This is a genomic window from Acinetobacter sp. UBA3106 (genome assembly GCA_002365595.1).
Taxonomy (GTDB): Bacteria; Pseudomonadota; Gammaproteobacteria; order Pseudomonadales; family Moraxellaceae; genus Acinetobacter.
The window spans coordinates 1-11,729 of sequence record DFAM01000006.1; the positions used below are offsets into that span (position 1 = coordinate 1).

The window sequence follows — 11,729 nt, forward strand, 5'->3', positions numbered from 1 at the left end:
ATTTCTACTTGGGAATAACACCCCATAAAAAAAACCACCCGATTTTTCAATCAGATGGTTCGGAAAACTTGAATTAAAAAATTATTGAGCAGCTTGCTGCTCTGCCTGAATCGCAGTCAAAGCAATTGTGAATACAATATCATCCACCAAAGCACCACGTGACAAGTCATTCACCGGTTTATTTAAACCTTGCAGCATTGGGCCTACACTCACCACATTTGCAGCACGTTGTACTGCTTTATAGGTGGTGTTGCCGGTATTCAAGTCAGGGAAAATAAATACATTGGCACGACCGGCAACTGGTGAGCCAGGAGCTTTAGATTGACCGACACTTTCAACTGATGCTGCATCGTATTGCAATGGACCATCAATCAATAAGTCTGGACGGCGTTGCTTGGCAATTTCAGTGGCTTTCGCAACTTTTTCTACATCGGCACCTGCACCAGAGGTACCGGTTGAATACGAAATCATGGCAATGCGCGGGTCAATACCAAATGCTTTGGCAGAGTCGGCAGACTGAATTGCAATTTCTGCCAGTTGTTCTGCATCTGGGTCCGGATTGATGGCACAGTCACCATAAACATAGACTTCATCCGGTAGCAGCATAAAGAACACAGAAGATACCAGTGAGTAATCTGGTGCGGTCTTAATTAGCTGAAATGCAGGACGAACCGTATTGGCAGTGGTATGTACCGCACCCGACACTAAGCCGTCGACTTGAGCCAGAGCCAGCATCATGGTACCCAGTACCACGGTATCTTGCAGCTGTTCACGTGCCTGCAATTCGTTGAGCTTGCCTTTACGTAGCTCGACCATTTTCTCGACATAATTTTCGCGAATCAGGTCTGGATCCAGAATTTCTAAATCATGCGGTAATTCAATTCCACGTGCTTTAGCGGCCTCAACCACAGCTTCAGGTTTTGCCAGCAGAATGCAGTGGGCAATCCCACGAGATTGACAGATTGCTGCTGCTTGAATAGTACGCGGTTCATCCCCTTCTGGAAGGACAATACGCTTTTTCGCCGCAATTGATTTTTGCACCAGTTCATGACGGAATGCAGAAGGGGACAAACGTGCTTTGTATGAACCATTGATCAGCTGAGCAATCCAGTCCGCATTAATATGGCTAGACACGAAGCGTGAAACTTGTTCTGCACGCTCGATATCATCGACTGGAATTTCATTGCTGAGATTTGCGAGACTTTGCGCAGTTTCAAAAGCACTTAATTCAGTATGCAGAACCGGTAAGCCATGGTTCATGGCCGACTGGCAAAATGCTAAAACAGCGGGATTCGGCTCAGCATATTCAGTTAAAACCAATCCTGCCAAAGGAATACCATTACTGCTGGCCAGACTGCTGGCCAATAAAACGTCAATTCGGTCAGCGGCACTAATAATTAGTTCGCCTGCAACAAACTTAGTCAGTTCATGTTCTATATTTGCAGTGATGAGGCTGCTGTGTAACATGCGACGTGTGGCTGCTTCACCCTGGTTAATCCAGCTTGCTGAAATATGGGCTGCCAGGTCGGAAATACGGGGCACACTCAAGGTGTTACTGAAAGGAACCAGGCCAATCACGGGCAGTTTTTCAGAACCAATATGGGCATGGGTTTTTTGAATTTGTGCAGCAAATTTGTTGGTATCACTAATTAAACGCAAGTTTGGATTAAACGTGACTGGGATTTCTGCTGAATCTTTGGCTAAGCCTTTGGTTCGCATAAACAATACGCCAGCATTACGGGTAGAGGCTGCTCCACCCAAATAGCGTAATTGATTTTCAACTTTTTCTGCCGCAACTTCAGGTTTGTTGATGTCTGCATTGCTGACAATAATGACTTTAGCATCCAGTGCTTGAGCTAATGTCGCATTCAGTTCTGCAGCAAAGGCATCACGATGATTTGGAACCAAACCTTCCACAATAATCAGGTCATGCTTTTTGGCAATTTGGCGGTGCAAATGAACAGCCTGTTCAAGCAATTCATCAGTTTCACCTAAGCTGAGCTGCTGAGTGAGACGAGTATAAGGAATCGGTTCTACCGTTCCACTATTCGATAAATGACGGTAAAGTGCGGTTGAGCGATCAAAGTCTTGCTGCGGTTCTTGTGAAAAAGGTTTCAGAAAACCAGCTTTTATGCCTTGGCATTCCAAAGCATAGATTAAGCCTAGGCCGGCCGAAGTTAAGCCTACACCTTCCCCAGTTGGCACGAGTAAAATTGTTTTCATAGTTTGATTCTAAATAAAAGGATGAATAATCGCATTGTAAAATATGCGATGACTTAAGCCATCGCTACATCTGCTTCAGACTTTTTTGCCGTTGCCTGACTCACCTCGCCTTTTACAACGTGCGCAGTCTCTTTGGCAATACGGCCTTCTTCATCGGTTGGAATGACCCAAATTTGAGGGCCTGTGCCTGTATCAATACGACCTTCTGTACCGCGTTTCAAATTATCGTTTTGTTCTTTGCTTAAGTTGAAACCGAAATGAGGTAGGTAAGCCATGGTTTTTTCACGGATATACGCCGAGTTCTCGCCAATACCACCGGTAAAGAACAGACCATCCAGACGTGGCAAGCCACAGCTCAATGCAGCCAAAGATTTAGCAAGACGGTAGCAGAATACTTCAATCGCAATCGTGGCATCTTCATTGCCTTGTTCTGAGGCTTCAATCAGGGTACGCATGTCATTTGAAAGATTGTTTGATAAACCCAGCAAACCACTTTCTTTGTTTAGCATCTTGTCAATTTTATAGACATCCCAACCCAGGTTACTGGCAAGAAAGCTGTGTAAGCTTGGGTCGACATCACCGCTACGGGTGCCCATCACAATGCCTTCAAGTGGGGTTAAGCCCATTGAAGTATCGACACTTTGACCATTCCAGATCGCACAGGTCGAGCTACCATTACCCAAGTGTGCCGTTAACCAGCCACCTTGTTTAAAGCTGCCCGCCAATTCTGAACCACGTTCAGATACATAAGCATGGCTGGTACCGTGGAAGCCGTAACGACGTACATTGTGCTCGGTATATAAGAATTTTGGCAATGCATAACGGAACGCGTGTTCCGGCATGGTTTGGTGGAATGCGGTATCAAATACGGCTACTTGCGGCAAGTCCGGGAAAAGACGTTGGGTGGCTTCAATACCGACTAAATGCGCAGGGTTGTGTAGCGGTGCAAGTGGCGTCGCTGCACGAATTTTTTCAATAATGTCGTCAGTCAGTAATTCAGCTTTGGTGAGCGTGCCACCATGGACAATACGATGACCGATGGCATCAGGCTTATAGTTGGCTAGACGCGCCAAACCGACTTCAAGCGCTTCTTTATGATCAGCATTGGGAATACGAATATCAACAGGTTCATTGCCTACTGTCACGCCTTTAATACGTGCTTCAGGTGTACCTAAGTTTTCAGCTAAACCATGGATGCGGAATTCTTGGTCTTCAAGCAATAATGCAAACTTAATTGAAGATGACCCACAATTGATGACTAATACTGATTTAGGCATGAGGTATTCCTTAACTAAAAATTTTCGTACTTGAATTGTTGTATTACCCGTGATCGTCGATATTCATTTTAGTATGCATCTTTCGATCTGTTTAATAGTTGTACCATGAGCTTTTTTATTGTCACAAGCTAGACTTTAGGAGATTAGACTTAAGCACTATCGACCGCTAAAACAATAATAATTAAAATTTATCAGTTGATAGTTTTCATTTATTAATAAAATAGTACTGAATCATCAGTTGTCTATTTTGCATTTATACCCAGCCTAGCATGTACATGCCAACTTGAGCAGAGCATAAAGGTTATTTTAATGCCTACTTTTGATATTTTATTTCTGACCAGCGTACGATGACATAAGCAATCAACGCCACCATAAAAAACACCAGCATCATCCAGGCCAAACCTTGTAATGTTTCAATAATCGTCCGGTAAATTTCCAGTACCCAACGCTCTTGGGTCAGTTCAATCACAATTTTCTTGTCATTTTCCGTGTAAGTCAGCGGGGTGATGTATTTTTCCATATCATAAATACGGATGCCTGACGAAGTGCCGACCACCATGCCAGCAAATTTGGTGTATTTTGCCCAAGCTTCATGAATCGGATCGTGAATGATGCGGGCCAGAATGGCGTTAATAGAATTAGAAAAAATTTTCATTACTGCAAAAGACACCAGCAATGCCAGTAAGAAGGTACAAATGATCAAATAATAAAACATGCGATTTCCCCTTTATCTTTCTCATTATTTTTATCATGTTACGAAATTTAAGACAGGGATAATGTAGTGACTGTGTTCAGCCTCATGCTTGAAGCTGAACACTGAAATATACTTTAAATAGGAGAATTACTGGCGAATTTGACCATCACCAAACACAACCCATTTTTGTGACGTCAGACCTTCCAGACCGACTGGACCACGAGCATGAATTTTATCGGTGGAAATACCAATTTCAGCACCCAAACCATATTCAAAACCGTCAGCAAAACGGGTAGAGGCATTAATCATCACTGAACTTGAATCGACACGAGCCAGGAACTGGCGAGCAAGACTATAGTTTTCAGTAATGATGGCATCGGTATGATGTGAACCATATTTGTTGATATGATCAATCGCTTCATCAATCCCGCTCACCACTTTAACCGCCAAAATTGGACCTAAATATTCAGTGTACCAATCTTCTTCGCTGGCCGGTTTTACGCTTGAACCGAGAATGCGCTGGGTTTCACGGCAGCCGCGCAGTTCAACCTGTTTTTCTGCATACAGTTCAGCAATGCTTGGCAAGAAATCTTCAGCAACCTTCTCATCAACCAGCAAGGTTTCCATGGCATTACATACGCCATAACGATGGGTTTTTGCATTCAGTGCGATCGGCAGGGCTTTTTGCAAATCAGCCTGTGCTTCAACAAAGACATGGCAATTACCATCTAAATGTTTAATTACCGGAATACGAGCTTCATTACTAACCCGTTCAATCAGTCCTTTGCCTCCACGTGGAACAATGACATCCACATATTCAGACATGGTAATCAGGTGGCCGACTGCAGCACGATCTGCAGTATTAATCACCTGTACCGAAGTTTCAGGTAAGCCTGAAGCTTTTAAGCCATGTTGAATGGCGTTGGCAATGGCTTTATTGGATTCTAGCGCTTCCGAACCACCACGCAAAATAATGGCATTGCCTGACTTCAAAGCCAGTGAAGCAGCTTCCAGAGTAACGTTTGGACGTGATTCATAAATCATGCCGACAACACCCAAAGGCACACGCATTTTTCCGAGCTGAATGCCTGAAGGACGGTAAGCCAGATCCGTGATTTCACCAATCGGGTCAACCAGATTCATGACATCTTTCAAGCCATGCAGCATGCCTTTAAAGCGGCTGGGGGTAAGTTCTAAACGATCAAGTAATGCACTATCCAAATGATTGTTACGACCTTTGGTCATATCGATTTGGTTGGCCGCCAGAATTGCAGCTTCACTGTCTTGTAATGCAGTGTAAATTGCAGATAAGGCATTGTTTTTTGTTTGGGTAGAAGCGCTTGCTAACACGCGAGAAGCTTGGCGTGCCTGTTGTCCTACCGTTTGCATATATTGTTCAATCGAATCTTGCATAGCGGTTTGATCACTTAGAAATTACACCTTCGATAGTAACAGTCTGGAACCCGACAATGAAGCATCTGCTCAGAAAAAAGTCCCTGAAACTTTCCGGCTGTTAATATTTTGAAATCCTTTTATAGGTAAATTTAGATAAGTGGTCATAGAATCAGTTGCTTGAGTCAGCATCCTCTGTATATTATGAAATAATAAAGACAGTGACGTCTGATAATTACAGCGAAGAATGGAAGCAGTATGGCGCAGAAATTCTATATTTATTTTCTTGCAAAATAACAATAAGGCAAGAATGGAGGAAGGGATATGAATTCCATGATCCAAATGGACTCGGAAGTAGAAGAATCAAACTCAAATTTTGGTTTTTTTGATCTTTACCATAGGAACAGTTTTAAAGAACCAGCCCGTACCACATGGATTGATGGCTGGAAAATTGAATATATGGCAATTGCTCAGCCAGAAACCATTCACAACACCCCAATTGTCATTGTGGGTGGGGCATTCCAAAATTTTAATTCTTATAAGTATTGTGTTGAACAATTACTGAGTGCCGGGCCAATCATTTTAATTGATCTGCCTTCCATGGGTGCCAATCAACAAATTACCAATCGCGATACCGGCATTTCTGCAGGAACACTGGAATTACCTGATTTGGCTCGTATGCTCGGTGAATGGCTAGATGTAGAAAATCTTCCCAAAGTTTCAGTCATGGGGATGTCTTTAGGCTCTGTGGTGGCTTCAGGTTTAGCACATCAACGTCCTGAATTGATTGATCGAATGATCTTGATGGGCGTGATGCAAAAGACCCGTAAAAGCTGGCGTATGTTGCTGGAAGAGTCTTTACATTTAATGAATGAACAGCGCATGGATGAGTTTGGTCAGGCAGTGATTTTGTATCTGGTCAATCACGCCAAAATCGATCAAACCCGCATGTCACCAACAGCAAAGCGTTTGTTCTTTAAACAGATGGCGGAATTTACTGCAACCGAGCAAGACCGCTATGAAATCAACTGTAGCCGGTTATTGCGTTTAACCGATGTACCCATTCCGCAATGTAAAGTCCTGGTGGCATGTGGACAATACGACAGCTTTACCTTGCCGCATGAAAATGCCAATTTTGCTTTGCAATGTCCAGATATGGAATTTGCCATGATTGCCAATGCCGACCATGTACCGCAATTACAGCGCCGTAAAGAAACCATGGGTCTGTTTGCAACATTCCTGCAAGGGAAATCTATTCATGAGGTAGAAGGGATTATCCCGATGACACGTGCACAGCTGCTGACTCTGGAGCGCCGTGGCGAAGAACGTATTGCTGTACAAAAACCAATGACTGTATTGACGCATCGTCATTCAGATTTGCAATTGTCTACCCGTATTGTGGATTTAAACTTTTTTGGCGTTTTACTGGAGTTTACTTCTGGATTGGCAGAAAAAGCTGGACAGTACCCACGTGACTTGGCTCTGCATCTGGAAGATGAAGAAGGCCAATTTAAAATTGAGTGCTTAATTTTCGAAGTTCATGCAACACGCGTTCGTGCTTTATTCAAGCATGGCAGTTTTGAGGTGGCTGAACGTTTACTGCGTTATGTGCAACGACAAAAAGAAGTGATGACGGTTTTAGAATCAGTCAGTTAGTTTGTGGTTAAGTTGCAATAAAAAACAGCGTTATATAACGCTGTTTTTTTTGCTTGCATGAATCATCCAGACCAGATCACCCAAATGTTCTTCATCAGAGGGGAAGGGCACAGTCGGATTTTGAAAATACTGCTGCGGTTGTACAATACTGACCTGTTCGAAACCAGCTTGCTGGAAAAAATCCTGCGCTTGCTGAGGATTAATAAAATGGAAACTGAATGCACTCTTGGACATCCATTTCAGTAATTTGCTGCTGGCCCAAATAAAATTGGCCAGTTTATTTTTGACTGGTTCTGGATAGATATCGGTCAGGTAATGCAGTTCTTTAAAATTTTGACCGTAACGGTAAATAGCTTGAAGTAGTTGTAACAACATGTCTTTATTAAAATAGTTGATCAGGCCTTCACTAATCACCACCAAGGGGCGATTCGGATCAAATACGTGAAAAGCCTGTTCAAAATCAGCCGTGAATAAATCTACGGATAAAACTTCCGGACTATGGACATCAATCTGTCTTAGAGCTTGGGTTTTAACTTTTGCCATATCGGGTAAATCAAGTTCACGATAATCAATATGGGGAAACTTGTGCCGGAAATTCCAGCCACGCGGAGAAAGTCCGCTGGCAATTTCAAGCACTTGTAAATCCGAGTGTTGTTCAATCAGCCGAGTCAGATGCTGATCAATCATGCGGTGGCGTTGTTTCAATGTAGTACGCATACTGCCACCAACAAATTTTTCAGCCCAGCTTTCTAAAGGGTGAACCAGCTTGGCGAGCATTTTCCCTTTAGAAGTAGCAAAAACGGGATGAGAAATGCCCATGGTGTACCAGATATATCCGGTGTAATGGGCCGTAAATGAAATATGTCGATGTTCTGAAAGTTGTTGTGTCATGTCATCCTGACCTTATCTGTTTTTTTAGTTTTTAATGTATTACTGTTTTCTGTTGGGTTTGTTACCGAATGAACCTGGCTTATTTGTGTTTATCATAAAGAAAAAGGAACACCTTGTCGTGTTCCTTTTGTCGTATTAATTCAATGATTTTTTAAAGTTTTCGATACTATCACGAACTTTTTGCCATTCCGAACCCAAGTCCAAAGATTCTCCAACCGTAATTTCTGGAATTTTCCCTCTCATATGCTCCAGACGTGCCTGGTTAGGTAAAGGTAAATCACCAATCCCTTCTAATGCTGTACATGCTGCTGAGCGGTCATTACAGACCAGTCCCATATCACAACCGGCTTTAAGTGCAGCCTGAATGCGTGCATCTGCACCACCGGCAACACAAGCTGCCTGCATGGTTAAATCATCGGAGAACAGCACGCCATCAAAGTTGAGTTGCTGACGCAAAATATTTTGAATCCAGTAAGGGGAGAAACCAGCAGGATTTGGATCGACCTGGTCATAAATCACATGCGCAGGCATCAAGGCATCCAGTTGCGGCATGAGCTGAATGAAAGTCTGCATGTCCTTTTGATAGATTTCCTCATAAGAACGTGAATCGACTGGTGCGGCGATATGCGAGTCTGCCTGAACAGAACCGTGACCCGGGAAATGTTTGCCAGTATTGGCCATACCTGCACGCTTCATCCCCTTGATGAACGCACTGGCAAGCGGAACAATATCAGCAATGTTTTTGGCAAACCCACGGTCGCCAATGACATCGCTGACATCGTTCAAGTCCAGTACCGGTGCAAAACTAAAATCAATACCAACTGCGAGTACTTCCGTAGCCATCAACCAGCCACATTGCTCGGCTAAATCAACGGCCTTTTCAGGTTCGGTCAGATAAAGTTCACCCAAACGTCCCATGGCAGGAAGTAAGGTAAAGCCCTGTTTTAAACGCTGTACACGACCACCTTCCTGATCGACGGCAATTAAAATATCCGGTCTGATACGACGCATATGATCGGTTAAAGCGCGAACTTGTTGTGGTGATTCTATATTTCGTGAAAATAAAATCATGCCACCTACTTGCGGTGCTCGTAATAGTTCAATATCTTCTTGAGTAAGTTCTGTGCCAGCGATGTCTAGCATCAATGCGCCAATCATATCGGTGTCCGTGTTGGAATTTTATAAAGAAAAACAATACCCGAATTCTGCAATGATTTGCTACATTTTGACAGTACAGAATATGATAAAACTACACGACATACATATTAAGTTGTTTAAGATTTTGAATATACTCGATTCATGTTGAAAAATGACGTTGTAATATTGGTCAAAGACCAAGGAAGTACGAATTATTTATGAAACTTCAGACATTAGCTTGTGCAGTTGCAATTGCGACTGGAGGATTTTTCTTTTCTCATGTAATGAACGAGGCAATTGCAGCTAATAATACAGAGGCAGTTTCTCAATCGATTCAACCTACCCAAGAACAGGCATTGGTTTCGCGCCAATTGGCGACTTTGGTGGATCGTCAGCATTATTTAAATCAGCGTCTTGATGCAGCAACGTCTAATCGTATTCTGGATTTTTATCTGGATAGTCTGGACGCAGATCACTCATTATTTTTGGCACCTGAAGTAGAACAATATAAGAAAAAGTATGGTGCAAATTTTGGGGCGGCTTTAAAAGCTGGAGATTTATCGGGTCCGTATTTAATTCATGCACAGTATCGTGAACGCTTAAAACAGTTTTATGAGTTTATGTTGGCGGAATTGAAAAAGCCGCAAAATCTGAAACAAAAAAATGTTTATATTGAAACTGACCGGGAAAAAGCACCTTATTTTGCGACTGCTGAAGAGCAGCGTAAGCATTGGCAAAAAATGCTGGTATCTCAACTGATTAACTTGACCATCAGTAAAGAAGAAGAGCTGGCGAAGCAAAAAGCCTTAAAGGATGATCCGACACTGGCTAATGGTCAGGATCTGGCAAGCCCTGAAGATTTAACGCCAGTTCAAACTCTGACCAAGCGTTATACTCGCCAGCTTGAACGCGCCAGCCGTGTGAAAAGTGATGATGTCCTGGACAAGACTTTGAATGCGATGATGCTGACTTATGATCCGCATAGTAACTATTTCCCGCCAGTAGATGCGATGGAATTGAACCGTCAGACGACCTTGCAATTAGAAGGGATCGGGGTTTCGATTCGTCCTGAACGCGGTAATGAAGATTACACCAAGATTGAAACCATTGTTGAAGGTGGGCCGGCCAGCAAGTCAGGTCAGATCAAGCCCGGCGATCGCATTATTGGCGTAGCGCAAGACGGCGATAAAATGGTGGACGTCGTCGGGTGGGCCAGTAATGAAGTAGTCGGTCTGATTCGTGGCAAGCGCGGAACCAAGGTCAGCCTGCGCTTATTGGGAGCGGGTGCATCCATGGGGCAGGCACGTACAGTCAGTCTGGTTCGTGATGTGATTCAGGAAGAAGATGCCGGTGTCCGTTCACGTACCGTAGAGATCAAACGTGATGGTAAAAATCATATCTTTGGTGTGATTGAAATTCCGTCGTTTTATTTGAATTATCGTGCGCGCCGTGCCGGTACGGATTATCGTTCAGTTTCTGAAGATACCAACAATGCTTTAAAAAGCCTGGCAGCCAAGAATGTAGAAGGGATTATTATCGATTTGCGTAATAACCCCGGTGGCTCACTTGAAGAAGTTGCCCGCATGTTGGGACAGGTCATCAAGTCCGGTCCAGTGGTGCAAATTCGAGACGGTAATGGCAATGTCAGCGTATTTGAAGACGATGACGGTGGTGCACAAACTTATGCAGGTCCACTGGCAGTCATGATTAATCTGGCATCAGCATCGGCCAGTGAGATTTATTCTGCGGCGATTCAGGATTATGAGCGCGGAATCGTGATTGGTAGTACCACTACTGGTAAAGGTACAGCTCAGGTGCAACTGGATACCTTGGCCTATGGTCAGGCTACCCTGACCCAGCGTAAGTTTTACCGGGTGACTGGGGGAAGTACCCAGAATAAAGGCGTAGTCCCAGACATCAAACTGGTGGATATCTATAACGAAGAGTTTGGCGAGCGTAAAGCCAAGAATGCCTTGAAATGGGATACCATTCCAACGGCACCATTTAAGCGTGAAGGTTCGGTACAACCTTATGTGCAAAATCTGGCGCAAATGTCACAGCAGCGGGTAAGTGTTGATCCCCAATTTAAATATCTGGAGCAACGTAAAGCCATTGCGAAAAAAACCGATGAGCAAAAGCGTGTAGTGCTGGATATTGATCAACGCAAAGCCGAGTTGAATGCACTTGAGCAGAAAACGCTAGAGGCGGAAAATCAACGTCGTAGCTTAACCGGGCAAAAGCCTTATGCCAATTGGGAAAGCTATCAGGCTTCAGTTGATGCCTTGATTGAATCTCGTGCAAAAATGAAGGCAAACCAACGACCGGCTTTGGCGGAAGAAGAAACCTTTGTTACCGAATCTGCCAATATTTTATTGGATTATGCAAAATTACAATCCTCTAAAGCTGCTAGTCAGTAGAAGTTGTAATTCGGTATTTTTATTTTAAATATTCAAAAACCA

At 43.5% G+C, this 11,729-nt stretch carries 8 protein-coding genes; 2 read left to right on the forward strand and 6 right to left on the reverse strand.

The features are described 5' to 3' along the window. Positions 1-81: 81 nt before the first annotated feature. The 4 genes from pta to B4C48_RS01835 form a co-directional block, all read right to left on the reverse strand. The gene (pta, locus tag B4C48_RS01820; RefSeq protein WP_291353676.1) at positions 82-2,223 is read right to left on the reverse strand and encodes a phosphate acetyltransferase; all 2,142 of its coding nucleotides are present in this window, start codon (positions 2,221-2,223) and stop codon (positions 82-84) included. A 53-nt stretch (positions 2,224-2,276) separates the two neighbouring features. Further along, complete coding sequence (locus B4C48_RS01825) at positions 2,277-3,500, reverse strand: acetate/propionate family kinase (protein ID WP_291353678.1); 1,224 nt, start codon at positions 3,498-3,500, stop codon at positions 2,277-2,279. A gap of 313 nt (positions 3,501-3,813) precedes the next feature. Further along, a complete protein-coding gene (locus B4C48_RS01830) occupies positions 3,814-4,215 on the reverse strand; it encodes a hypothetical protein (protein WP_092820838.1) in 402 nt (133 codons plus the stop codon). A 126-nt stretch (positions 4,216-4,341) separates the two neighbouring features. Next, positions 4,342-5,607, reverse strand: coding sequence for a glutamate-5-semialdehyde dehydrogenase (locus tag B4C48_RS01835; RefSeq protein ID WP_291353681.1), 1,266 nt, complete (start codon positions 5,605-5,607; stop codon positions 4,342-4,344). Positions 5,608-5,910: 303 nt separating this feature from the next. On the opposite strand from B4C48_RS01835, the gene B4C48_RS01840 reads away from it, so the two are divergent. Beyond that, on the forward strand, positions 5,911-7,242 hold the full coding sequence (locus tag B4C48_RS01840) for an alpha/beta fold hydrolase (RefSeq protein ID WP_291353683.1): 1,332 nt from the start codon (positions 5,911-5,913) through the stop codon (positions 7,240-7,242). Positions 7,243-7,272: 30 nt separating this feature from the next. Here B4C48_RS01840 and B4C48_RS01845 read toward each other — a convergent pair whose 3' ends face one another. Further along, positions 7,273-8,133 carry a class I SAM-dependent methyltransferase gene (locus tag B4C48_RS01845; protein ID WP_291353685.1) on the reverse strand — a complete coding sequence of 287 codons (861 nt, stop codon included), beginning with the start codon at positions 8,131-8,133 and terminating at the stop codon, positions 7,273-7,275. Positions 8,134-8,268: 135 nt separating this feature from the next. Then, the gene (gene nagZ / locus B4C48_RS01850) at positions 8,269-9,291 is read right to left on the reverse strand and encodes a beta-N-acetylhexosaminidase (protein ID WP_291353686.1); all 1,023 of its coding nucleotides are present in this window, start codon (positions 9,289-9,291) and stop codon (positions 8,269-8,271) included. Positions 9,292-9,488: 197 nt separating this feature from the next. Between nagZ and B4C48_RS01855 the strand changes: the two genes are divergently transcribed. Beyond that, the gene (locus B4C48_RS01855) at positions 9,489-11,687 is read left to right on the forward strand and encodes a carboxy terminal-processing peptidase (protein WP_291353688.1); all 2,199 of its coding nucleotides are present in this window, start codon (positions 9,489-9,491) and stop codon (positions 11,685-11,687) included. Positions 11,688-11,729 lie beyond the last annotated feature (42 nt).